Source organism: Micromonospora sp. WMMD723 (assembly GCF_049863385.1).
GTDB lineage: Bacteria > Actinomycetota > Actinomycetes > Mycobacteriales > Micromonosporaceae > Micromonospora > Micromonospora wenchangensis.
The window spans coordinates 3,874,501-3,899,112 of record NZ_JBMKNR010000001.1; the positions used below are offsets into that span (position 1 = coordinate 3,874,501).

18 protein-coding genes are annotated in these 24,612 nt (G+C 73.8%); 8 read left to right on the forward strand and 10 right to left on the reverse strand.

Annotated elements, in window-relative coordinates; genetic code table 11:
• Positions 1-88: 88 nt before the first annotated feature.
• Positions 89-1,135: a LacI family DNA-binding transcriptional regulator gene (locus tag ACN261_RS17500; protein WP_088645450.1), complete on the forward strand. Its 1,047-nt coding sequence runs from the start codon at positions 89-91 to the stop codon at positions 1,133-1,135.
• 79 nt (positions 1,136-1,214) lie between these two features.
• On the opposite strand, the gene ACN261_RS17505 is transcribed toward ACN261_RS17500, so the two are convergent.
• The gene (locus ACN261_RS17505; protein WP_421486435.1) at positions 1,215-2,426 is read right to left on the reverse strand and encodes an acyl-CoA dehydrogenase family protein; all 1,212 of its coding nucleotides are present in this window, start codon (positions 2,424-2,426) and stop codon (positions 1,215-1,217) included.
• Entirely contained in the window at positions 2,426-3,514 is a 1,089-nt protein-coding gene (locus ACN261_RS17510) for a phosphotransferase family protein (RefSeq protein ID WP_421486437.1), read from the reverse strand. Before ACN261_RS17510 ends, ACN261_RS17505 begins: the two co-directional genes overlap by 1 nt.
• 152 nt (positions 3,515-3,666) lie before the next feature.
• Between ACN261_RS17510 and ACN261_RS17515 the strand changes: the two genes are divergently transcribed.
• Complete coding sequence (locus ACN261_RS17515) at positions 3,667-4,368, forward strand: amino acid-binding protein (protein ID WP_282272364.1); 702 nt, start codon at positions 3,667-3,669, stop codon at positions 4,366-4,368.
• A gap of 89 nt (positions 4,369-4,457) precedes the next feature.
• Positions 4,458-5,582 (forward strand): GNAT family N-acetyltransferase, encoded by a 1,125-nt coding sequence (locus tag ACN261_RS17520; protein ID WP_421486439.1) that lies wholly within the window; start codon positions 4,458-4,460, stop codon positions 5,580-5,582.
• Between the two features lie 244 nt (positions 5,583-5,826).
• Here ACN261_RS17520 and ACN261_RS17525 read toward each other — a convergent pair whose 3' ends face one another.
• Complete coding sequence (locus ACN261_RS17525; protein ID WP_421486440.1) at positions 5,827-6,231, reverse strand: VOC family protein; 405 nt, start codon at positions 6,229-6,231, stop codon at positions 5,827-5,829.
• A gap of 240 nt (positions 6,232-6,471) precedes the next feature.
• On the opposite strand from ACN261_RS17525, the gene ACN261_RS17530 reads away from it, so the two are divergent.
• Together ACN261_RS17530 and ACN261_RS17535 are read left to right on the forward strand one after the other, a co-directional pair.
• On the forward strand, positions 6,472-9,495 hold the full coding sequence (locus tag ACN261_RS17530; RefSeq protein WP_425851073.1) for a glycoside hydrolase family 9 protein: 3,024 nt from the start codon (positions 6,472-6,474) through the stop codon (positions 9,493-9,495).
• 210 nt (positions 9,496-9,705) lie between these two features.
• Positions 9,706-12,180 carry a non-reducing end alpha-L-arabinofuranosidase family hydrolase gene (locus ACN261_RS17535; RefSeq protein WP_425851075.1) on the forward strand — a complete coding sequence of 825 codons (2,475 nt, stop codon included), beginning with the start codon at positions 9,706-9,708 and terminating at the stop codon, positions 12,178-12,180.
• Between the two features lie 71 nt (positions 12,181-12,251).
• On the opposite strand, the gene ACN261_RS17540 is transcribed toward ACN261_RS17535, so the two are convergent.
• From ACN261_RS17540 to bioB, 3 genes are read right to left on the reverse strand one after another with little or no spacing between them, the layout of a single operon-like run.
• Positions 12,252-12,758, reverse strand: coding sequence for a GNAT family N-acetyltransferase (locus tag ACN261_RS17540; RefSeq protein ID WP_421486445.1), 507 nt, complete (start codon positions 12,756-12,758; stop codon positions 12,252-12,254).
• Between the two features lie 3 nt (positions 12,759-12,761).
• Entirely contained in the window at positions 12,762-13,007 is a 246-nt protein-coding gene (locus tag ACN261_RS17545; protein WP_421487033.1) for a hypothetical protein, read from the reverse strand.
• Positions 13,008-13,014: 7 nt separating this feature from the next.
• Positions 13,015-14,010, reverse strand: coding sequence for a biotin synthase BioB (bioB, locus tag ACN261_RS17550; protein WP_088645442.1), 996 nt, complete (start codon positions 14,008-14,010; stop codon positions 13,015-13,017).
• A gap of 258 nt (positions 14,011-14,268) precedes the next feature.
• On the opposite strand from bioB, the gene ACN261_RS17555 reads away from it, so the two are divergent.
• Together ACN261_RS17555 and bioD are read left to right on the forward strand one after the other, a co-directional pair.
• On the forward strand, positions 14,269-15,429 hold the full coding sequence (locus ACN261_RS17555; protein WP_425851077.1) for an 8-amino-7-oxononanoate synthase: 1,161 nt from the start codon (positions 14,269-14,271) through the stop codon (positions 15,427-15,429).
• A gap of 79 nt (positions 15,430-15,508) precedes the next feature.
• The gene (gene bioD, locus ACN261_RS17560) at positions 15,509-16,213 is read left to right on the forward strand and encodes a dethiobiotin synthase (protein WP_204924168.1); all 705 of its coding nucleotides are present in this window, start codon (positions 15,509-15,511) and stop codon (positions 16,211-16,213) included.
• A 79-nt stretch (positions 16,214-16,292) separates the two neighbouring features.
• Here bioD and ACN261_RS17565 read toward each other — a convergent pair whose 3' ends face one another.
• The 3 genes from ACN261_RS17565 to ACN261_RS17575 form a co-directional block, all read right to left on the reverse strand.
• Complete coding sequence (locus ACN261_RS17565) at positions 16,293-17,810, reverse strand: SulP family inorganic anion transporter (protein WP_425851079.1); 1,518 nt, start codon at positions 17,808-17,810, stop codon at positions 16,293-16,295.
• An 805-nt stretch (positions 17,811-18,615) separates the two neighbouring features.
• Positions 18,616-19,782 carry a cytochrome P450 gene (locus tag ACN261_RS17570; RefSeq protein ID WP_425851081.1) on the reverse strand — a complete coding sequence of 389 codons (1,167 nt, stop codon included), beginning with the start codon at positions 19,780-19,782 and terminating at the stop codon, positions 18,616-18,618.
• 9 nt (positions 19,783-19,791) lie between these two features.
• Positions 19,792-20,460, reverse strand: coding sequence for a class I SAM-dependent methyltransferase (locus tag ACN261_RS17575; RefSeq protein ID WP_421486451.1), 669 nt, complete (start codon positions 20,458-20,460; stop codon positions 19,792-19,794).
• 203 nt (positions 20,461-20,663) lie between these two features.
• Here ACN261_RS17575 and ACN261_RS17580 point away from each other — a divergent pair, with 203 nt between their 5' ends.
• On the forward strand, positions 20,664-21,533 hold the full coding sequence (locus ACN261_RS17580) for a hypothetical protein (protein WP_421486452.1): 870 nt from the start codon (positions 20,664-20,666) through the stop codon (positions 21,531-21,533).
• A 49-nt stretch (positions 21,534-21,582) separates the two neighbouring features.
• On the opposite strand, the gene ACN261_RS17585 is transcribed toward ACN261_RS17580, so the two are convergent.
• Complete coding sequence (locus tag ACN261_RS17585) at positions 21,583-24,513, reverse strand: M36 family metallopeptidase (RefSeq protein WP_421486453.1); 2,931 nt, start codon at positions 24,511-24,513, stop codon at positions 21,583-21,585.
• Positions 24,514-24,612 lie beyond the last annotated feature (99 nt).

The following is a 24,612-nucleotide window of genomic DNA, read 5'->3' on the forward strand; positions in this document are numbered from 1 at the left end:
AGGCCAGCCAGCATTCCGGACGGCCCCGCCGCGCCGCCCGCCCCCGGGGGCGGACGGCGGGGACCGTCCGACGTCGGAGGAGCAGACGATGACAACGCAACGCACCCGGTCACTCGGGCGCCCGACCCTCGACGCGGTCGCCGCCCGCGCGGGTGTCGGGCGGGGCACGGTCTCCCGGGTGGTCAACGGCTCACCCCAGGTCAGCCCGGAGGCCCGGGCCGCCGTCCAACAGGCCATCGCCGAACTGGGGTACGTCCCGAACCGGGCGGCACGGGCACTGGTCACCCAGCGGACCGACTCGGTGGCCCTGGTGGTCTCCGAGTCGGGGGAGCGGGTCTTCACCGAGCCGTTCTTCGCCGGCATCGTCCGGGGCGTCAGCTCCGGCCTGCTGGAGACGCCGCTGCAACTCTGGCTCGCCATGGTGCAGTCCCCGATCGAACGGGAACGGGTCGAGAACCACCTGACCAACCAGCACGTCGACGGGGTCCTGCTGCTGTCGCTGCACGACTCGGACCCGCTGCCCACCCTGCTGGAGGAGCGCGACCTGCCCACCGTGCTCGGCGGTCGGCCTGCCCGGATGCTGCGCCCGGGTGCGCGGCCGTCCTGGTTCGTCGACGTCGACAACGTCGGTGGCGCCCGCAACGCGGTGCAGCACCTGGCCCGGCAGGGCCGCCGCCGGATCGCCACCATCGCCGGCCCGCAGGACATGGGCGCCGGCCTCGCCCGCCTGGTCGGCTACCGAGAGGCGGTGGAGTCCACCGTCGGGATGCTCGACCCCCGCATGATCGCCTACGGGGACTTCAGCGAGGGCAGCGGCGCGGCGTGCATGCGGCGGCTGCTGGAGGCCTGCCCCGAGCTGGACGCGGTCTTCGTCGCCTCCGACCTGATGGCGTTCGGCGCGCTGCGGACGTTGCGCGAGTCGGGCCGACGGGTGCCCGAGGACGTGGCGATCATCGGGTTCGACGACTCGCCTGTCGCCCAGCAGGCCGATCCGCCGCTGACCACGGTCTTCCAGCCGGTGGAGGAGATGGGCCGGCAGATGGCCCGGCTGCTGGTGGCCCGCATCCGGGGCGACGAGATCCCCACCCCGCACATCCTGCTGGACACCGAACTCATCCAGCGTGCCTCCACCTGAAACGCTTCGACAGCTCCGACCTCCACCTCCGGGTGGCCTGACGCGCCGGTGACGTCGGTTCGGGCCAGCGGCTCCGGCCTCAGGACCAGCGGCGCAGTTCCCGCTTGGCCAGGGACGCGCGGTGCACCTCGTCCGGGCCGTCGGCGAGCCGCAGGGTGCGGGCCTGGGCCCAGAGCCCGGCGAGCGGGGTGTCCTGACTGACCCCGGCACCGCCGTACCCCTGGATCGCCTTGTCGATCACCCACTCGGCCATCGCCGGCGTAGCGATCTTGATGGCCTGGATCTCGGTGTGCGCGCCCTTGTTGCCGACGGTGTCCATCAGCCAGGCGGTCTTGAGCACCAGCAGCCGGGCCTGCTCGATCCGTACCCGGGACTCGGCGATCCACTCCCGGACCACGCCCTGCTCGGCGAGCGGCCGACCGAACGCGATCCGCTCGTTGGCCCGCCGGCAGAGCAGCTCCAGGGCCCGCTCGGCCATCCCGACCAGGCGCATGCAGTGGTGGATGCGGCCCGGCCCGAGCCGGGCCTGGGCGATGGCGAACCCGCCCCCCTCGGTGCCGACCAGGTTCTCCGCCGGCACCCGGACGTCGACGAAGTCGATCTCGGCGTGCCCGCCGTGCGGGGCGTCGGTGTAGCCGAAGACCGTCATGCCCCGGCGGACGTGCACGCCCGGGGTGTCCCGGGGCACCAGCACCATGCTCTGCTGGCGGTGCCGGTCGGCGTCCGGGTCGGTCTTGCCCATCACGATGAACAGCTCGCACCGGGGGTCCATCGCCCCGGACGACCACCACTTGCGCCCGTTGACCACGTAGTGGTCGCCGTCGCGGACGATCCGGGTGGCGATGTTGGTGGCGTCGGAGGAGGCCACCTCGGGCTCGGTCATGCAGAACGCCGAGCGGATCTCGCCGGCCAGCAGCGGCGCGAGCCACCTGTCGCGCTGCGCGCCGGTGCCGAACTCGGCGAGCAGCTCCATGTTGCCGGTGTCCGGGGCGGCGCAGTTGACCGCCTCGGGGGCCAGGTGCGGGCTGCGCCCGGTCAACTCGGCGAGCGGGGCGTACTGGAGGTTCGTCAGCCCGGCGCCGTAGCGCGGATCGGGCAGGAAGAGGTTCCACAGGCCGCGCCGTCGCGCCTCGACCTTCAGCTCGTCGAGCACCGGGGACCGCGACCACGGGTCACCCGCCGCGGCGACCTGCGCGGCGTGCACCGCCTCGGCCGGCAGGACGCACTCGTCGAGGAACGCGCCGAGCCGCTCCCGCAGCTCGACGGTACGGGCGTCGTAGCCGAAGTCCATCAGTTCCCCCTGACCGCGTGCAGACCGTGCTCCACCAGGGGCGTCACCATGTCGCCGATCCGGTCGAACCCACCGCCGAGGGTCTGCCCCAGGGTGTGCCGGTAGTGGATGCCCTCGCAGATCACCGCGAGCTTGAAACAGCCGAGGGCCAGGTGCCAGTGCAGCGGCCCCACGTCGACGCCGCTGCGGCCGGCGTACCGGGCGATCAGCTCGTCGCCGGTGGGGAAGCCGGCGCGCGGGCCGAGCCCGTCGGCGACCGGGTTGCCCTCGGCGAGGTCGCTGTCGCCGAGCACGTCCCAGTACGTCAGCAGCAGCCCGAGGTCGGCCAGCGGGTCGCCCAGGGTCGCCATCTCCCAGTCCAGCACCGCCCGGACCGACACCGGGTCGACCGTGGTGAGCAGGTTGTCCAGCCGGTAGTCGCCGTGCACGATCCGGCCGGCGTTCACCCCCTCGGGCACCGAGGCGGCCAGCGCGTCGCGCAGCTCGTCCACCCCGGGTAGCTCCCGGCTGCGGGACCGGTCGAGCTGGCCGGCCCAGCGTCGTACCTGCCGGCCGAGGTAGCCCTCCGGACGGCCGAAGTCGGCCAGCCCGACCTCGGCCGGGTCGACGGTGTGCAGGGCGGCGAGGGTGTCCATCATCGCCCAGGCCAGGTCGCGGCGTTGCCCGTCGGTGAGCGGGTCGGTCTGGGCCCGGGTGCGCAGCACCTCGCCCGGCACCCGGTGCATCAGGTAGAAGGGTGCCCCGATCACCGCCGGGTCGACACAGAGCAGCACCACCCCGGGCACCGGCACGGCGGTCGGCGCGAGCGCGGCGATCACCCGGTGCTCGCGGGCCATGTCGTGCGCGGTGGCCAGCACGTGCCCCAGCGGCGGGCGGCGCAGCACCAGCTCGTGCCCGCCGCAGTGCAGCAGGTAGGTCAGGTTGGACTTGCCGCCGGCGATCAGGCTGGCCCGCAGCGGCCCGCCGGCCGCCAGCTCCGGCCGGTGCGTGGCCAGCCATCCGGTCAACCGGTCGAGATCCAGCCCGGGGGGCGTCGGGCCGCCGGGGGAGCCGCCGTCGTGGGACGCGTCGACGGCCGGCTCGGTCATCCGCATAGTTGATGGCAGGTCAGCCGGGTTGTCAAGGTCAGCGATTTTCCGCCCGGGACATGCCACGGCAACAGGGGCGAAATGGTCAACCGGCAGGCTGGGGACCAGCCTGCCGGCCGTGTGCGGTCGGCCCGCCGAGCGGAGGGACAGACATGTTGCTGAGAGTTCGGGTGACCCTGCCGGACCGACCCGGGACACTCGGCCAGGTGGCCCGCACGCTCGGCGTCTCCGGGGCGGACATCGTCCAGGTCGTGGTGCTGGAACGGCTCGGTGGCCGGGCGGTGGACGACTTCACCGTGGTCTGGCCCGGTGCCGCCCGGGTCGAGGGGCTGCTCGCGGGGCTGGCCGCCATCCCCGGGGTGCGCGTCGACGGGGTGTGGCGGGCGATCGGCGCACCGACCACCACCGGTCAGGACGCCGAACTGCTCGCCCAGGTGGCGGCGAACCCCACCGACGGGGTGGCCACCCTGGTCGACGCGGTGCCGGGGCTGCTCGCCGCGGACTGGGCGGTGGCGGCCGTCGTGCCGGTGGACTGGGCCTCGCGGGCCGGTGCGGGGACGGCGACCGTCGGGCACGCCAGCTGGCGCGCGCCCGAGCCGCCCCGGCTGCCCGAGGTGACCCCGCTGCGGGCCCGCACCCTGACCATGGCCGACGGCACGCACTACGCGATCGCGCCGTTCGGCCGGGCCGGGCTGGTGCTGGTGGTCGCCCGGGACCACACCGAGCCGCTGACCGCCGCCGGGTTCCACGCCACCGAGGTGGACCGGCTCGCCCAGCTCGTCCGGGCCAGCGCGGTGATCCTCGGCGACCGGCTCGACCTGGTCGGCCCGCGGTCGGTGACCACCGTCACCTGACCTGGGCGGACGGTTGCCGGTGCGACACCGCCGGGCAACGCCACGGCAACAGGCCGCGGGCAGGCTTCGTGCTGGGGAAGGGAGTGGACATGGCGCTGTGGCGGGTTCGCGCGACCGTGGACGACCGGCCGGGATACCTGTCGGTCCTCACCGCGAGTCTCGCGTTGCGGGGGGTCAACATCCTCACCGTGCAGGTGCACACCACCGAGGTCGGCGCGGTGGACGACTTCCTCGTCGACGCGCCGGACACCCTCGACGAGGCGGATCTGATCGCCGCCGTCGAGCGGGGCCGGGGCCGGGACTGCTGGGTCGCCCGCAGCGAGGCGCGGGGCCTGGCCGACCAGCCGACCCGGGTGCTCGGGCTGGCCACCCGGCTGGTCGGTGACCCGGAACTGGCGGGTGAGGTGCTCCGGGCCACGCTCGGCGCGGACGACGTGACCTGGCGGCCGACGGCCGCCGCCGGGCACGACGCGGTGGGCACCACGACCATGCTGCTGACCGACCCGGCCGGCGGCTCGTACGAACTGCGCCGGCAGGCGCCCAGCTTCACCCCGGCCGAGTACGCGCGGGCGCAGGCGCTCGTCGAGCTGGCGGCGGCGGTGGCCCGGCGGGAGGCCGACCGGGTGGTCCTGGTGCTGCCCGACGGGGCGGAGCTGACCGTCCGGCCGGCGACCGCCGACGACCTGGCGGGCGTGGTCGACCTGCACGAGCGCTGCTCGGCGCAGAGCCGACAGCGGCGCTACCTGAGCGGGGCGGCGCTGCCCTCGCCGGCCCGGCTGCGCCGGTTGCTGGAACCCGCCCGGGGGCTGACCCTGGTGGCCACGACGACCGGCTCCGGCGGGGCGGCGGAGTCGGTCGTCGCACTGGCCAACCTGCTCGTCGAGGGCGACGAGGCGGAGGCGGCGCTGCTGGTCCGCGACGACTGGCAGCGGCGGGGGCTGGGCACCGGGCTGCTGCGCCGGCTGATCGCCCACGCCGAGCGGGCCGGGTTCGCGGCGCTGGTCCTGCACACGCAGGCGGAGAACACGCCGATGGTGCGTACGGTGGCCCGGCTGGGCCGGTCCGCGCCGATCGAGCGGGACGGCAGCCTGCTCACCGTGACCGTCGCGCTGTCCGCCCGGGTGGGCGACGGCCCGGTCGCGGACGGGACCGGTCGGCCCGGTGCGGCCGTGATCGGTCCCCGGCGGACGAGCGCGACCGGCGGGGTCTGCTGACCACCGGGCACCGCTCATCGAGACGACCCGTGTGGCACCGGGCGGGGGCTTCCTTCCGGTGCGTGGCCGAACTCCGATGCGGAGAACGGTGTACAGGCAGGGCCCCCGGTGCGGGGGCCCTGCCCATGTCCGGACTGGTTCCGGGCAGCCCGTCGGGGCCTGCTGTGCCCCGGGTGCCCCGGAGCCGCCGCCTGCCGGTCCGGTGGGCGTGCGGTTGGTGGGCGCACGGTCGGTGGGGTGGCGGTCAGCCGAAGAAGACGCCGGCCCGGCGGTGCCCGGAGACGCAGAACCGGTTGCCCTCGGTGTCGGCGAGGACGACGTACGGCAGCTGGCCGGGCTCCGGCTCGGTGGGGTAGTGCGGCCAGTCGACCCGTTCGGCGCCCAGAGCGCACAGCCGGTCGACCTCGTCGTCGAGATCCCGGTCGCCCGCGTGCAGGTCGAGGTGGATGCGGGGGAAATCCGACACCGGGCTGACGCTGACGTCCATCGCCAGCGGCACCCCGGCGGCGTCGGGTGGCGGTTCCAGCACGATCCACCCGTCCCCCGGGTAGCGGGGTGGCCGGCGGACGTAGCCGAGGGCCCCGGCCCAGAACCGGCCGGCGCGACGGTCGTCGGTCACCCCCAGTGACACCTGTTCGATCATCGACATCGATCCAGGCTAGTCCGGTCGCGGTGGTGGTGCCCGGGGAGCTTCCGCCGGTGTCGTCGGGGTTGGCCTCTTCACAAACCGATGACCGAACGATTACATTGGCGCACATCCATGGGAGCGCTCCCGCGACTCCCTCGGTCCTCTCACCACCACCCGCCTCCGACGACGCCCACCACCCGCGACGCCCCCGTCCCCGCGTCCGGTGGGCGTCGTCGGAGGCACCACCGACAGGAGTTCCGCATGCAGCACCCGAACCGGCCCGGCCGGTCGGGCGCGGGCCGGCCCCGGCTCCGCCGCCTGCTCGCCGCCGGTGCCGCCCTGGCCAGCGGTCTGACTCTCGCCATCAGCGCGCTCCCGCTCACCGCCGGGGCCGCCCCCACCGCTGCCGGGCGTGCCGAGGCCGCCGGCACCGGCATGTTCAACTACCCCGAGGCGCTGCAGAAGTCGCTGCTGTTCTACGAGGCGCAGCAGTCGGGCAAGAAGCCGTCCTGGAACCGGGTCTCCTGGCGGGGCGACTCCGCGCTCACCGACGGGGCGGACGTCGGCGTGGACCTCACCGGCGGCTGGTACGACGCCGGTGACCACGTGAAGTTCGGCTTCCCGATGGCGTTCAGCGCCACCATGCTCGCCTGGGGCGCGGTCGAGTACCGCGACGGGTACGTCGCCTCGGGCCAGCTCACCCCGCTGCTGAACAACCTGCGCTTCGTCAACGACTACTTCATCAAGGCGCACCCCTCGGCCAACGTGCTCTACGGGCAGGTCGGCAAGGGCGACGACGACCACAAGTGGTGGGGCCCGGCCGAGGTGCTGCCGATGGCGCGGCCCGCGTACAAGATCGATGCGAGCTGTGGCGGCGCGGATCTGGCGGGGGAGACGGCGGCGGCGATGGCCGCGTCGTCGATGGTGTTCCGGCCCACCGACGCCGCCTACGCCGACAAGCTGCTCACCCACGCCAAGCAGCTCTACACGTTCGCCGACACGGTGCGCAAGAGCTACCACGAGTGCATCACCGACGCGACGAGCTTCTACAAGTCGTGGAGCGGATACCAGGACGAACTGGTCTGGGGCGCGATCTGGCTGCACCGGGCCACCGGTGACGCGAGCTACCTGGCCAAGGCCGAGAGCGAGTACGACAAGCTCGGCACCGAGCCGCAGTCCACCACCCGGTCCTACAAGTGGACGATCGCCTGGGACAACAAGCAGTTCGGGGCGTACGTGCTGCTGGCCAACCTGACCGGCAAGCAGAAGTACGTCGACGACGCCAACCGGTGGCTCGACTACTGGACGGTCGGCGTCAACGGCCAGAAGGTGCCGTACTCGCCGGGTGGGATGGCCGTCCTCGACTCCTGGGGCGCGCTGCGGTACGCCGCCAACACCAGCTTCGCGGCGCTGGTCTACAGCGACAAGACCACCGACGCCACCCGCAAGGCCCGGTTCCACGACTTCGCCGTCCGGCAGATCAACTACGCGCTCGGCGACAACCCGCGCAAGTCCAGCTACGTGATCGGGTTCGGCAGCAACGCGCCGAAGAACCCGCACCACCGCACCGCCCACGGCTCCTGGTGGGACAGCCAGACCGTGCCCGTGGAGACCCGGCACGTGCTCTACGGCGCGCTGGTCGGCGGCCCGTCGGCGGCCAACGACGCCTACACCGACAGCCGGTCGGACTACGTGATGAACGAGGTCGCCACCGACTACAACGCCGGTTTCACCTCCGCCCTGGCCCGGCTCTCCCAGGAGTACGGCGGCGCCCCGCTCGCCAACTTCCCCACCGCCGAGCAGCCGGACATCCCCGAGCTGACCGTGGAGACCACGGTGATGCAGGCCGAGCCCCGGGCCACCGGGCTCAAGGCGATCATCTACAACAAGTCGGCGTTCCCGGCGCGGGCGCTGACCAACGGGAAGTTCCGCTACTACTTCCGCCCCGAGGGCAGCACCGCCGTGCAGGTCACCCCCGGCTACACCCAGGGCTGCCCGTCGCCGTCCACCGCCAAGCAGCTCTCCGGCGACATCTGGTACGTCGAGGTGGACTGCACCGGTCAGACGATCGCCCCGGCCGGGCAGTCGCAGCACCGGATGGAGGTGCAGTTCAAGATCGGCGTACCGGAGGGCGGCACCTGGGACCCGACCAACGACCCGTCGTACCAGGCCACCGCCGGCCCGAACCCGAAGGTGCCGCTGTACGCCGGGACCACCCGGGTCTGGGGTGACGAGCCGACCTCGACGCCGACGGACACCACCCCGCCCACCGTCCCCGGCACCCCGGTCGTCTCGGCGATCGGCCCCACCTCGGTCACGCTGACCTGGGCCGCGTCCACCGACACCGGCGGCAGCGGCGTGGCGGGCTACGACGTCGTGCGCGAGACGGTCGGCAGCGACGTGATGATGTCGCACCGCACCACCACCAACAGCCTGACCCTGACCAACCTCTCGCCGGCCACCAACTACCGGTTCTCGGTCATGGCCCGCGACGGCGCCGGCAACAGCTCGTTGTGGTCGTCGGCGCTCGCGGTGGCCACCCCGGCGGGCACCGGTCCGGACACCACCGGTCCGACCCCGCCCGGCACCCCGACCGCGTCGAACATCGGCGCGAACGGGGTCACCCTGAGCTGGACGCCGTCCACCGACACCGTCGGGGTCACCGGTTACCGGGTCTACAAGACGTCCTGGCCGGCCCATCTCGTCGTCGCCACGAGCACCGGCACCACCGCCCAGGTGACCGGGCTGACGCCTGACACCTCGTACGGGTTCTACGTGGTGGCGGTGGACGCGGCCGGCAACCCGTCCACCCCGTCGCCGACGGTCACCGTGCGGACCACCGGATCGGTGACCCCGCCCCCGACCACCCCGCCCCCGACCACCCCGCCCCCGACCACCCCGCCCCCGACCACCCCGCCGCCGACCACCCCGCCCCCGACCACGCCGCCGCCGACCGACCCCGCGTCGTCGTGCAAGGTCGGTTACACCACCAGCGACTGGACCAACGGTTTCACCGCCAGCATCACCGTCACCAACACCGGCACGGCCGCGCTCAACGGCTGGACGCTGGCCTTCACCTTCCCCAGCGCGGGGCAGAAGATCGGCCAGGGCTGGTCGGCGACGTACGCCCAGACCGGTACGGCGGTGACCGCGACCAGCATGACCTACAACGGGGCGTTGGCCCCCGGTGCGTCCACCAGCATCGGGTTCAACGGCACCCACACCGGCAGCAACCCGAAGCCGACGAGCTTCACGCTCAACGGGGCCACCTGCACGGTCTCCTGAGCATCGACGTGACGTGGCCGGCACCGCACCTGCGGTGACCGGCCACGTCGCGTCGGACCAGGCCGGGCCAAAAATGTTCCGAAACTTTTCCGAAACACCTTTGTTCCGGCCGGTGCAGGATGGAAACATCGACGGCACTAGATTTAACAACCGAAGACGTCCGGCCGTCCCGTCCCGACGGCCCGGGTGTTGGCCAGCAAGGAGGCCACGATGGCAACGAGTCCATCCGTCCACCACGACGGCGGCCGGCGACGGCGATCCCCCGCCGTCCGGGCGCTGCTCGCCGGCGCGGTCGGCGTCGTGACGGTGGCAGCCGCCGCGGTGATGATGCCGTCGGCGAACGCCGCCGCGAGCACGCTGGGCGCGGCCGCCGCGCAGTCGGGCCGGTACTTCGGCACGGCCATCGCGGCCGGCCGGCTCGGCGACTCGACCTACAGCACGATCGCCGGCCGCGAGTTCAACATGGTCACGGCCGAGAACGAGATGAAGCCGGACGCGACGCAGCCCCAGCGCGGCCAGTTCAACTTCAACTCCGGTGACCAGATCTACAACTGGGCGACCCAGCGCGGCCTCAAGGTCCGTGGGCACACCCTGGCCTGGCACGCGCAGCAGCCGGACTGGATGAAGAACCTGAGCGGCAGCACCCTGCGCCAGGCGATGATCGACCACATCAACGGCGTGATGGGCCACTACAAGGGCAAGCTCGCCGCGTGGGACGTGGTCAACGAGGCGTTCAACGAGGACGGCAGCCGCCGGTCGTCGAACCTGCAGGGCACCGGCAACGACTGGATCGAGGTGGCGTTCCGCACCGCGCGGGCCGCCGACCCGTCGGTGAAGCTCTGCTACAACGACTACAACATCGAGAACTGGTCGTACGGCAAGACGCAGGGCGTCTACCGCATGATCCAGGACTTCAAGTCCCGGGGCGTGCCGATCGACTGCGTCGGCCTGCAGACCCACTTCACCGGGGGCAGCTCGCTGCCGAGCAACTTCCAGACCACGCTGTCCAGCTTCGCCGCCCTCGGCGTGGACGTGGCGCTGACCGAGGTCGACGTCACGAACTCCTCCACCACCCAGTACGCCGGGCTGACCCAGGCCTGCCTGAACGTGCCGCGCTGCATCGGCATCACGGTGTGGGGCGTGCGCGACAGCGACTCCTGGCGCTCCAACGAGAACCCGCTGCTGTTCGACGGCGGCGGCAACAAGAAGGCCGCGTACAACTCGGTCCTCAACGCGCTCAACGCGGCGCCGCCGACCTCCGGGCCGACCACGGGCCCGCCCACCACGCCCCCGCCGACCACGACCCCGCCGCCGAGCGGCGGTGCCGGCCGGATCGTCGGCGTGGCGTCGAACCGGTGCATCGACGTGCCGAACTCCACCCAGAACAACGGCACCCGGGTGCAGCTCTACGACTGCAACGGCCAGTCCAACCAGCAGTGGACGTACACCAGCGGCAAGCAGCTGCGGGTCTACGGCACCAAGTGCCTGGACGCGAACGGCGCGGCCACCGCCAACGGCACCGGGATCATCATCTGGGACTGCAACAGCGGAGCCAACCAGCAGTGGAACATCAACTCCAACGGCACCATCAGCGGTGTGCAGTCCGGCCGCTGCCTGGACGTCTGGGGCACCGGCAACGGCCAGCAGGTCCAGCTGTACGACTGCCACGGGCAGACCAACCAGCAGTGGCGCACCGACTTCGGTGGCAGCAACCCGCCCACCACCGCGCCGCCGACCACCCCGCCGCCGACGACCACGCCGCCCCCGGGTGGTGGCTGCGCGCTCCCGTCGACCTACCGGTGGTCCTCGACCGGCGCGCTGACCAGCCCGAAGAACGGCTGGGTCTCGCTGAAGGACTTCACCAACGTCGTCTACAACGGCAAGCACCTGGTCTACGGCTCGTACGTCAACAGCAGCGGCCAGTACAGCTCGATGAACTTCGGCACGTTCACCAACTGGTCGGACATGGCCTCGGCCAGCCAGAACGGCATGAGCCAGGGCACCGTCGCGCCCACCCTGCTGTACTTCGCCCCGAAGAACATCTGGGTGCTGGCGTACCAGTGGGGACCGACCTCGTTCAGCTACAAGACGTCGAGCGACCCGACCAACGCCAACGGCTGGTCCTCGGCGCAGACGCTGTCCACCGCCACCCTCCCGGACGCCCCGTACGGGGTGATCGACCAGACCCTCATCGGTGACGACCAGAACATGTACCTGTTCTTCGCCGGGGACAACGGCAAGATCTACCGGTCGAGCATGCCGCTGGGGAACTTCCCGGGCAGCTTCGGTTCGAGCTACACGACGGTCATGACCGACTCGACCAACAACCTGTTCGAGGGCGTCGAGGTCTACAAGGTGGCGGGCCAGAACCAGTACCTGATGATCGTCGAGGCGATCGGGAGCCAGGGGCAGCGCTACTTCCGGTCGTTCACGTCCAGCAGCCTGGGCGGCTCGTGGACCCCGCAGGCCGCCAGCGAGAGCAACCCCTTCGCCGGCAAGGCCAACAGCGGAGCCACGTGGACCAACGACATCAGCCACGGTGACCTGGTCCGCACCAACCCCGACCAGACCAAGACCGTCGACGCCTGCAACCTGCAGTTGCTCTACCAGGGCAAGGACCCGAACGCGAACACCGACTACAACCTGCTGCCGTGGCGGCCGGGTGTCCTCACCCTCCAGCGCTAGGCGCACCTTCGCACGCTGAACAACCGGGGCGTGCCCGGCACCCGAGGGTGCCGGGCACGCCCCGCCCGGTTTCAGCCGGCCAACTCCTCCGCGAGCAGGTCCATCAGCAGCGCGTCGTGCCAGCGTCCGTCCGCGCCCCGCTCGTAGCGCCGCATCACGCCCACCGGGCGGAACCCCACCTTCGCGTACGCCCGGATCGCCGCCGTGTTCGCCGCCGCCGGGTCGATGGTGAACCGGTGGTGGCCGTACTCGTCGACCAGGTGCCGGACCAGGGTGCGCACCGCGTCCCCGCCCAGCCCGTTGCCGCGTGCCGCCGGGTCCAGGAAGACGTCCAGGCTGGCGTGGCGGTAGTCCGGGTCGGTCTCGGCGTACCACTGGATCGCCCCGACCAGCCGGCCCGCGTGCTCGATCACGTAGACCGTCAGGGCGTCGTCGGCCAGGTCGGCCCGCACCGACGCGGCCAGGTCGTCGCCGCCGCGCCACCAGCGGCGCACCTCCGGGGTGGCCCGGATCGCGGCCAGGGCCGGCACGTCGGCCTCCGTCACCGGGCGCAGTGTCACCGTCCGACCGCGCAGCACGCGTCAGCCCCGCCGCTCGCCGTGCTCGACGCAGACCGCCGCCCAGCCGACCGGCAGCACCTGCACCTTCATCCGCCGTCGGCAGTGCCCGCAGTAGCGCGGGGGTTCCAGCACCCGGGCCGCCGCGCACCCCGGGTGCGGGCCCGCCGTGGCGTCCGCACCACAGCGGTCGCACCAGGTCGCGGCCGACGTCAGCACGGCGGACTCCGCCGTACGACCGTCGGTGGTCGGGTCACCCGCGTCGGTCATCATCACCTCACAGGGTGGCGGAGAGCGCCTTGACCGGCATCTTCAGCTCGTCGAGCAGCTTCAGGTCGTCGGTCGCGGGCCGCCCCAGCGTCGTCAGGTAGTTGCCGACGATCACCGCGTTGATCCCGCCGAGCAGGCCGTCGCGGGTGCCCAGGTCACCGAGGGTGATCTCCCGGCCGCCCGCGTACCGCAGGATGGTGCGCGGCATGGCCAGCCGGAACGCGGCGATGGCCCGCAGCGCGTCCTTACCCTCCACCACCGGCCGGTCGCCCAGCGGCGTGCCCGGACGCGGGTTGAGGAAGTTCAGCGGCACCTCGTGCGGGTCCAGCTCGGCGAGCTGCGCGGCGAACTCGGCGCGCTGCTCCACGGTCTCGCCGAGGCCGAGGATGCCGCCGCAGCAGACCTCCATGCCCGATTCGCGGACCATCCGCAGGGTCTCCCAGCGCTCCTCCCACGAGTGCGTGGTGACCACGTTCGGGAAGTACGAGCGGCAGGTCTCCAGGTTATGGTTGTAGCGGTGCACGCCCATCTCGACCAGGTCGTCGACCTGCTCCTGGCTGAGCATGCCCAGCGACGCGGCGACCTGGATGTCGACCTCCGCGCGGATCGCGGCGACCCCCTCGCGCATCTGCTTCATCAGCCGGTCGTCGGGACCGCGCACGGCGGCCACGATGCAGAACTCGCTCGCCCCGGTCGCCGCCGTCTGCTTCGCCGCCTCGACCAGCGACGGGATGTCCAGCCACACCGACCGGACCGGCGAGGTGAACAGGCCGGACTGCGAGCAGAAGTGGCAGTCCTCCGGGCAGCCGCCGGTCTTCAGCGAGACGATCCCCTCGACCTCGACCTCCGGGCCGCACCAGCGCATCCGCACCTCGTGGGCGAGTTGGAGGGCGGCGGTGAGGTGCTCGTCGGGCAGGGTCAGCACCGCGAGGACACCGGCCTGGTCGAGGCCGACGCCGTCGCCCAGCACCTGGGTCCGGGCCTGGTCGAGGATCTCTGGCATGGCTCGTACCCTACAAGGCCGGTGCGGGCCGGGAAACGCCCGAGCCGACGGCCCCCGGGCCACCCCGGCGGCCCCGCGGGCCGCCCCTCGCGCGGCGTGGCGGGGGCCCGCCGCCACGCCGGTGCCGGCCCGGCGGATGGTAATTTCGCCCGGCGGCGGCAACGCCGTCACCCACCGGCACGGGCCGGTCGTCCGTGGGCGGCAGACGCCCGACGGACGGGCGGGCGGCAGGTCGGACGACGGACGGAGGCGGGACCGGTGGCGGACTGGCTGGCGGCCCTGGACCGGCGCGCCGCGCTGCGGGCGAAGGCGGGGCTCACCCGTACCCTGCGCCCCCGCGCCGCCGGTGACCCGGACGTCGATCTGGCCGGCAACGACTACCTGGGCCTCTCCACCCACCCCGAGGTGGTGGCCGCCGCCGGCCGGGCCCTGTCCGGGTACGGGCTGGGCGCCACCGGCTCCCGGCTGGTCCGCGGCTCCACCGACGTCCACCACGCGCTCGAGGACGACCTGGCCGACTGGCTCGGCGTCGACCGGGCACTCGTCTTCTCCTCCGGCTACCTGGCCAACCTGGCCGCCGTCCGGGGCCTGGTGCAGCCGCGTACCCTGCTCGTCTCCGACGCCCACAACCACGCCTCGCTGATCGACGGCTGCCGGATCTCCGGCGCGGAGACGGTGGTCACCCCGCACGCCGACGTCGACGCGGTGGCCGCGACGCTCGCCGCCGCGCCGGGCCGCCCGGCGGTGGTGGTCACCGAGTCGGTGTTCTCCGTCGACGGCGACCTCGCGCCGCTGGCCGCGCTGCACGCGGTGGCCCGGCGGCACGGCGCGCTGCTGCTGGTCGACGACGCGCACGGACTCGGGGTCGCCGGCCCGGCCGGCGCCGGCGCGGTGGCCGCCGCCGGGCTCGCGGGCGCGCCGGACGTGGTGGTCACCGCGACCCTGTCCAAGGCGCTCGGCGGTGCCGGCGGGGTGGTCGCCGGCCCGGCCGAGTTCGTCAGGCACCTGGTGGAGACCGGGCGGACCTTCATCTTCGACACCGCGCCGCCACCGGCCGTCGCCGCCGGGGTATGCGCCGCCGTGGCGCTGGCCCGCTCCGCCGAGGACCTGCGCGCCGAACTGGCCGACCGGGCCGGCTACGCGGTACGCCGCCTCGGCGCGGCCGGGCTGCCGGTGTCCACCCCCGACGCCGCCGTGGTGTCGGTGACCGCACCCGGTCCGGAGGCCGCCACCGCCTGGGCGGCCGACTGCCGGGCCCGGGGCGTCGCGGTCGGCTGTTTCCGCCCACCGTCCACCCCGGACCACCGCTCCCGCCTCCGGCTGACCCTCTCCACCGGGGTCACCCGGGCGGACTTCGAACACGCCCTGGAGACCATCGTGGAGTGCGCCCCGCAGTCGCGAGCCGAGGTGGTCCTGTGAGCGTGAGGAGTGAGCCGGTTTTGCGAGCCTCGCAGTCGCGAACCGAGGTGGTCCTGCCTTGAGTGGGTGGAAGGGTGCGGTGCTGGTCACCGGGACCGACACCGAGGTCGGCAAGACGGTGGTGACGGCGGCGATCACGGCCGCGGCGCAGGCCGCCGGCCTGCGGGTCGCGGTGGTCAAGCCGGGCCAGTCGGGGACGGCCACCGGCGAGCCCGGTGACGTGGACGCGGTGACCCGGCTGGCCGCCCCGCTGACCGGTCGTACCCTGGCCAGCTACCCCGACCCGTTGGCTCCGCTGGCCGCCGCCCGGGTGGCCGAGCTGGAGCCGTTGGAGCTGTACACGGCCGTCGACGCGATCCGCGCGGAGGTCGACAAGCACGACCTGGTGCTCGTCGAGGGGGCCGGGGGGCTGCTGGTGCCGATGGGGCTGCGTCCGTCGGGTGAGGCGTGGACCGTGGCCGACCTGGCGGTGTCGCTGGGTGCTCCGGCGGTGGTGGTGGCCCGGGCCGGGTTGGGCACCCTCAACCACACCGCGCTCACCCTGGAGGCTCTGGAGCGCCGGGCCGTGCCCGCCGGGGTGGTGATCGGTGCGTGGCCGGCGGAGCCGCAGCTGGTGCACTGGGCGAACCTGACGGAGCTGGTGCCGAACCTGCTCGGCGCGCTGCCGGCCGGGGCCGGGGCGATGGACCCGGGGGTGTTCCGCCGGTCCGCTCCGGGCTGGCTCACCCCCGACCTGTACGGCGTGCTCGACGACTGGCGCACCTGGGCCGAGGACGCCGGCTGAGCGCCACACCGCCGTGGGCCGCGTTGGCGGCGCGGATCGCGACGGACCGGTCCCGGGCCTCGGTGGCGACCGTCCCCGCTCACTCGGTGGCGGGGACGGGGCGGGGCCGGTCGTCCTCGGCCGGACGGGGCGCGACGACCTGCACCTGGCCGCCGGCGGAGCGGTTGTGCGCCTCGATCCAGGTGTCCAGCGCGGTGCCGCAGGCGTGGTCGAGGTGCCGCAGGCCGTGCAGGTCCAGCCGGATGATCCGCTCGGCGGGCAGCGCGTGCAGCGTGTTGAGGATGGTGGGCAGCCGCAGGAAGGTGGCGTTGCCGACGATGGCGACGTCGATCGGCCCGGTGCCGCCGTCGCCGTCGCCGTCGTCCACGGTGACCCGGACGTGCGACGTCTCCCAGGCCGCCTTGGCCACCGCCAGGCCGAGGCCGACCAGCACCCCGGTGAACATGTCGGTGGTGACGATCGCGGTGGCCGTCACCACCAGCACCACCGCCTCGCCCCGGTGTTCCCGCCACAGGTCGGGAAGCGTCCGCAGCGGCAGCAGCTTGCACCCGGCGTGCACCAGCACGGCGGCGAGCGCCGGCAGGGGGATCAGCCCGACCAGGCCGGGTACGGCGGCGACGAAGACCAGGAGCCACAGCCCGTGCAGCACCCGGGAGGCCTTGGTCTTCGCGCCGGCGTGCACGTTCGCGGAACTGCGCACGATGACGGCGGTCATCGGCAGCGCGCCGAGCAGGCCGCATACGGTGTTGCCGGTGCCCTGGGCGACGAGTTCCCGGTCGAAGTCGGTGCGCGGTCCCTGGTGCAGCCGGTCGACCGCCGCCGCGCTGAACAGGCTCTCCGCCGAGGCGACCAGGGTGAACGTGGCGATGGTGGCGAGCACTCCGAGGTCGGCGAGCTGGCTCGGATGCCCGAGCGACGGTTGGATGGCCGCGAGCAGCCCGGACACCTCGATGGTGTCGACCGGCAGGTCCAGCAGGACACTCGCCCCGGCCGCCGCGACCACGGCGACCAGCGCGCCGGGCACGGTCCGCAGCTTTCCGGGCAGGACGTTCCAGAGCAGCATCACCGCGAGCGTCGCGGTTCCCACGACGAGCGACAGCCTGGCGGTTTCGGAGCTGGTCAGGTCACCGACCAGCGCCGGCAGGCCGGCGAACGCGGCGAGGCCGACCGGTGCGGTGTCGGCGCCGGCCAGGATGTGCAGTTGCCCGGCGATGAGCAGCAGCCCGATGCCGGCGAGCATGCCGTGCACCACTGCCATCGAGATGGCCCGGAACCACCGGCCGAGCCGGAGCAATCCCAGGCCGATCTGGATCAGCCCGGCGATCAGCACGATCGTGCCGAGGCCGGCCAGGCCGTAGCGGTCCACGGCCTCGGCCACCAGCACGGTCAGGCCGGCTGCCGGGCCGCTGACCTGCATGCTGCTGCCGGGCATCATGCCCACGACCAGCCCGCCGACGACGCCGGTGACCAGGCCGAGTTCGACGGGGACGCCGGAGGCGACGGCGATGCCCACGCAGAGCGGCAGTGCGACGAGGAAGACCACGAGTGAGGCGGGTAGGTCGGCGCGCAGGGCACGCCGGGTGTCAGTGGAGAGCACGATTCACATCCAGGAGGCTGGCAGCGGTCAACGGGTCGCCACCTCGCCGTCGCTCACCGACCGGCGAAACGACGGGCTGGGCGGCGGTCTGTTGCGGACCGGCGACGGGGTTCGTCGCCGGATCGGCCGGACGTTGCGCGACGGCGACGGGCATGGTGGAGCGGACCGCCACCAGTCAGCAGCGCAGCACGCTCACCCTCAGCGGCACGGCGTCGGCGGTGTCGGGGGTCGGACGCCGGTCCGTGCCCCGCTGCCACCGGTGGGGGGTGCCCCGGACCCCGGGGCACTCCTGCCCGATCGGGTCACGTCGTTCGGTCGACGACTGCCCGCGCCCCGCCCGCCCGACTGCCGTTCCGATCTCCCCTCCGGTCCGACCCGCTCCGGCGCTGTCCGAGGCAGCCGGGCCGGTCGAAAGGCGTTGATACCTGTCGATGTCTGATACTACCGGCTTCTCCCGACTGATACGAGCGTATAGACGGTCCAAAATACAACGGAGGGTCACGGGAGGAGTACTCAACCGGCTCGACGGGGTGGACCCGGCCACGGTGAGCTGCCCGGCGGTAGCGGCGGTGGGCGGCGGTTCGCCACCGGCGACGACCGCCATCGGCCACAGCAGGACGATGCTGAGCAGTGGGACGAGGACGACCGGCGTGCGCTGCACCATCACCCCCCGGCCCGACAGGCGGACGCGCGACCGCGCGTCGACACTGGGCTCAACCCGTCGCCAGGAGGCCGGGTTACGCCCGTACGCCGCGCGGTGTGCCGGCGGGCCGTGCCGGTGCCTCTGGTCGGGCCGGCGGGAGGGTCACCCGCTGCGGCGGACCACGAAGGCGTCGGGCATCCGGAAGGTGAGGTTGTCCGGGCACCACGGCGGACGGACCACCGTCACCGCGTCCAGCAGCGGCGTCGCCTCGGCGACCACCACCGCCGCCTCCAGCCGGGCCAGCTGCGCGCCGACGCAGCGGTGCGCCCCCGCCCCGAAGGCCAGGTGCCGACGGGACCCGCGCTGCCCCGGGCGGAACCCGGCCGGGTCGGCCACCACCTCCGGGTCGCAGCCGGCGCGGGCCAGCCACAGCAGCACCGAGCTGCCCGCCGGCACCGGCACGCCGCCCAGCGCGGTGTCCGTCGCCGCCACCCGCCGCCAGGTGACGATCGGTGGCTCCCGGCGCAGGCCCTCCTCGACCACGTCGGCCACGGCGACCGTGCCGGCCCGCAGCCCGGCGCGCACCCCCGGTTCGCCGGTGAGCCGGTGCAGCAGCAGGGTGAGGAACTGGCTGGTGGTCTCCTGGCCGGCGACCAGCAGGAAGAACAGCGCCCCGACCACCACGTCCGGACGGTGCCCGGCGGCGCGCAGCCGGCCGGCCAGGCCGCCGCCGGTGCCGGCGAACTCCCGCAGTACGGCGTGGAACCGGCCCACCTCGACGGCGAGGCTCTGCTGCCGGTCGGCGTCCAGGGGAGCCCAGAACAGTTCCAGCGCCGCCCGCGCGAAGTCCTTCACCGCGCCCACCGGGGCGTCCGGCAGCTCGACCAGCCGGGCCAGCGCCAGCAGCGGCAGGTCGGCGGCGAGCCGGGCGTGCAGGTCGACCGGCCGACCGGCGGCCAGGTCGGCGGCGATGTCGGCGACCCGGGCCCGGACCAGGGCGGTCAGCCACGGTCGCTGGGCGGCCACCCGGTCGGGGTGCAGCGCCTCGGCGACGATCGCCCGGATCGCCGGGTGGCTGGGGCCGGCGTTGTTCGCCAGCGTCGGCGGCAGCCGGAACCGGTGCGCGGTGAGCACCCGCAGCGCGGCCACCGGGATCGGGGTCACCGCGTCCAGGGCGTTGTCGGGCCGCCAGGTCACCGCGTCGGCGAGCACCTGCCGGACCAGCGCGTGCCGGGTCACCACCAGGTGGACGCCGCCGACCCGGTCGACGACCGTGGCCACGTCCGGCCAGGGCTCGTCGACGGACGCCTCCCACCCCCGGAACAGCACCCGGTCACGCTAGCGGGCGGCCCCCGGCGGGGCGGGGTCCAGTTCCCACACCGTGGTGTGCTTCACCCGGACGCTCTCCAACGCCTCCGGCACCGGCACGTCGTAGCCGGCCAGCTCGCGGAACCGTTCCCGGGGCAGGAACGCCCGGCCCGGGTCGCCGACCAGCACCCGGGCGCCGCAGCGGGCGGCCCGCAGCAGGAAACGCAGCACCCGGCGGGCCATCGCCTCGCTGTAGAAGACGTCCCCGGCGAGCAGCACCTCGGCGTCCCCGGCGTCGCCGTCGAGCACGTCGGCCAGTTCGGCGTCGACGCGTACCCCGTTGGCGTGGGCGTTGAGGGCGACGGCGGCGACGGCCCGCTCGTCGATCTCCACCGCCCGCACGGTCGCCGCACCGGCCCGTGCGGCGGCGATGGCGACCAGGCCGGAGCCGGAGGCGAGGTCGAGCACCCGGCGGCCCGCGACCGTCTCCGGGTGGTCGGTGACGTACCGGGCCAGGCCCTGCCCACCGGCCCAGGCGAACGCCCAGAACGGCGGCGGCTGGGAGCTGCGGAACTCACCCTCGGTCAGCTCCCACAGGCCGATCGGCTCGTCGGCCTGGTGCAACCGCACCTCGGGTACGAAGGCGACCGGGGCGAGCCGGGCGTGCAGCCGGACGAAGGCCGCGGAAAGATCGGACACCCGCCCAGGATGTCAGCCGCGCGAACCCCGGCGCGGTCGACCCTCACCGGCCCGACGAAGCGGCCTAGCCCACACCGTCACCCGGCGTGTCGGCGAGGACGGGTGACCGGTTCACCACTGTCGGTGTTAACCCGCACCGCACTTGCCGATCGGCGCGAACACGCCCGTCTACCGGCTTCCCCATCCTGCTCATAGCGTGGCGAGTGGACAAGACCGACGGGAGGAGCGAGGCGGTGGTGATGGTGTGGCGGAACGCGCTACGGGTCGGGGCGGTGCTGGCCTGCCTGTCGGGGACAGGGCTCGTCGGGCCGACACCGGCGTCGGCGGCGGACCGCTTCTCCACCGAGCTGAGTGGCCTGCCCGCCCAGTTCACCGCCGGCGACCAGGTGCGGACGGTTTCGGCGGTGGTGTCCCGCCAGGGCAACGGCGGCTGTGTGAAGGTCCGCTGGTCGATGGTGCTCTCGGTGCAGGGGCTGCGCCTGGACCAGGTCAAGATGGACCGGGTCGAGGAGACCGGCTCGTTCCCGCTGGACATCCGGGCACAGGGCGACGTGGCCCGGTTGACCGACCGGCAACTCGACCCGGGCACCCTCTGCCCGGACCGTACGGTCACCGCCACCTACCGGGTGGCCTTCGCCGAGGACGTCACCCGGGGCCGGATCACCATGGCCGCCGAGGCGTACGACCCGAACCTGCGGCTGCTCGCCCGACGCACCGCCACCCGGCAGGTCGTCGGCACGGCGCCTGCGCCCACCACGGCCGCGCCCGAGCCGACCACCGCGTCGCCGGAGCCGACCGAGGAGGTGCTGGAGCCGAGCGAGGAGGAGACCGAGCCGACCGAGGAGGCGCTGGCCGAGGTGCCGCCGCCGGCCGCGGCGAACCGGTCGGCCGACCAGAGCGGGGGCTTCGGACTGGTGCAGGCGGCGTTCCTGCTCGGCGGCCTGCTGCTCTTCCTCGGTGTCGGCCTGCTGATGCGGCTGCGGCAGCTCACCCGGACCGCGTCCGACGGTGTGGCGGGCGACGATGCCCGCCCGGTCCGTCGACCGGTCCGCTGGACCACCGTCCGACGGTGATCGGGGGCCGCCGGGGCCGGGTGGCGCCACCACCCGGCCCCGGCGGGTTTCACTTCGCGAACACCTGGAACTCGGCGATCCGCACCTGGTCGCGCGCCGGGCTGGCGGTCGCGCAGTCGGTCCGGGTCGCCGGGTCGTCGTCCTGCTCACCGGCGTACGCCGGGCCGCCGGTGCACTGACTGGCCAGCACCTCCAGCCGGACGTGGGTGGCGACGGTGGCCGGCACCCGGAACGACCTGGCGATCAGGTCCCGGCTGTAGGCCCGGTACCTCCCACCGGGGAACGCGTCGTCGGCGCTGGTGTAGATCCGGGTCCAGCGGGCCGGGTCGGCGCAGTCGGTGGTGGTCGCGTCGCAGGTCGACACCGCGAACGACCGCAGCGCGCTCAGCGCGTTCTGCGCACCGGGGTCGGCGTCGCCGGTGATCGCCGGGCGGAGCATGGCGCTGACGGTGACCCGCTGCACCGGCTGCGGCGTGCCGAAGGGCAGTGTCACGGTGACCTGCTTGCCGGCCACCCCGGTCAACGACGCCCAGTTGGTGGCCTCGGTGTCGTCGGCGATCCGGTCCAGGTTCACCCCGTCCCCGGCGATGCTCGCCCCCGACCTGGTGGACGCCAGGTTCTGGCTCAGCCGCAGGTCGACGTACCCCTGCTGGCCGGCCTTCGCGACCACCTCCAGGCGCTGGTGGCCGAAGCCGGGGGCGACCGCCAGCAGCTGGTACGTCCCGGCGACGGCCTCGAAGGTGGCCGGCAGCGGGGTGGCCGGGTCGGTGTCGGCGACGGGGGTGGCCCGCGCCTCGTAGTCACCGACGTAGAGCCGGATCGGCGCGTTGGCGCTGTCACCCCGGGGGCGCAGGGTCAGCGTGGCGTTGCCGCCGGCCGGGCTGGCGAAGCTCGGCGTCGGGTCGGTGTCGGCGGCGCCGACGGTGGCGGCGTCCCGACCCATCCCGGAGCGGGCGAACTCGGCCCAGATCAGCTCCTGGTTGGCCCCGCCGAAGCGCAGCCGGTCGGCGGTGAGCAGGTTGTCCCGCATGTCGAGCATGCTGACCTGGCTGGCCGCCTGGAGCAGGAACGAGTCGAAGACCAGCTGCACCCAGCGCCGGTTGCCGGGGCAGTTCTCGGCGGCCACCCGGCCCTGGGCGCAGTCGAGCTGCCGCGCCGGGGTGCCCAGGCCGTACTTCTTGACCAGGGCGGCGCGGATGCGGAAGTTGGTCGCGCCCCAGATCTCCCCGTCGGCGTGCACCGCGGGCCCGCCGGTGTTGTAGCCGACGTCGGAGTAGTTGAGCGGGCTGCGGCTCAGGTCGTAGTTGCGGATGCCGCTGACCAGGTTGCCGGTGACGTAGCCGCCGGTGACGAAGGGCGTCTCACCGGGGGCGCGCAGGCCGTGCTCGTAGAGGTACTCGGCGGCGAGCAGGTCGCTCCACGACTCGCCCATCGCCCCGCCCTGGTGGCCGCCGATCCCGCTGTCCGGGCCGGCGATCATCCGGTTGGTGATGGCGTGGGTGTACTCGTGGCCGATCACCGTCATGTCGTAGTCGCCGTCGACGCACGGCGGGTACGGCCCACCGGCCTGCGGCTGCCACAGGTACATGTTGGTGCTCGGCGGCAGCCCGTCGCGCGGGGTGGACTGGTTGGCGTTGTTCCGGTTGCCGCTCAGCGCGCCCTGCTGGGCCCGCCCCTGCTCGGCGTCGCCACCCAGCCCGGCGCCGCTGACGTTGACCGCCTGGAGGTTCCAGGTGGCCTCGGTGAAGCCGAGGTGCCAGGCCCAGTCGTGCATCCGGTTGTGCATGGCGAACAGGTTGGCGGTGGCGGCGTCGGCGTCGTTGCGTTGGGCCGAGGTGAACGCCGCCGGGTTGCAGCGGGCCTGGTGCCACTGGTCGGTGAACGGGTACTCGTAGCGCCGGTCCGGCCGGTCGGGGGCGTTGACCATGGGGCTGCCGGCGCCCCAGGAGACCACCGTGTTGGCGGAGTTGCCCCGGGTGGTGCCGGTGGGCGCCCCGGTGGCGAGGTCGACGTCCCAGGGTTGCCCGCTCGCCGGGTCGCGGAAGGCGGCGGCGCAGTCGGGTGCGGGGCTGGCGCACCAGCGGACCCGGGGGTCCTGCCCGGGGGCGAGGTCCTGCGGCGGGGTGGCCGGGTAGACCGCCCAGCTCGGGTTGTCGGAGTCGAAGTCGACGAGGTCCTCGCGGACCAGCACCTTCCCGGTGATCCCGTCGACGTAGGTGGTGAAGGCGGCCGGGTGGTCGCTGTCCCGCCCGATCAGGGTCACCTCGTAGGCGGCCCGGTTGCCGTCGACCGGGGTGGGCACGGCGACCGGGCGCACCCGGTGGCTGGCCACCGCGTCGGCGGCCAGGCCGGCGTCGGCGAGGGCGTCGGCGTACGCCTGCCCGGGGGTGCGGGTGGCCGGGGCGGGGGCCGAGGCGTCCCGGGTCAGCGAGGAGCTGACCGAGAGCACGGTGCCGTCGGCGACCGCCACGGTGACCAGCCCGTCGTGGCCGGCGGGCAGGTCGCCGAAGCGCTGCCGCAGGGTGACCACCGCGCCGTCGCCGATCCGCCGGACCAGCACCCGGTCGAGCGCGGTCACCGCGTCGGCGTCCAGCCCGAACAGGTCCCGCTGGGTGGCGAGGTAACGCCGGGCGGCGGCCTCCGGGTCGGTGGGTAGGCCGGTGGCGAGCCGGGCCGGGCCGAGGGCGTGCGGGGTGCCGAGCCGGTTCCAGCGCACCGGGGCGCCGGTGGCGCGGGCCAGGCTGCGTTGGCGGGCGTCGGGTGCGGCCGTACCGGTGCGGTTGTCGACGTCGGCGGCCTGGTGGCGGTCGTCGGCGAACGAGCCGGAGCGGCCCGGGGCCGGGGCCGCGGTGTCGCCCGGCGCGGCCGTGGCGGTGCCTCCGCCGGGCAGCAGGGCGGCGACCACGGCGGCGGTCGCCAGTACGGGAACGAGCCGGCGTCGATGCCGGCTCGTTCGGGGTGTCCACTCCGGTCTGGGCACGGATCCTCCTCGTGGGAGCGGGGACCGGCGCACCGCCGGCCCGGCGCAGGCGGGGTAACGCATGCGCATACGTGGATACCAGGCGGATCGGACGGGGGC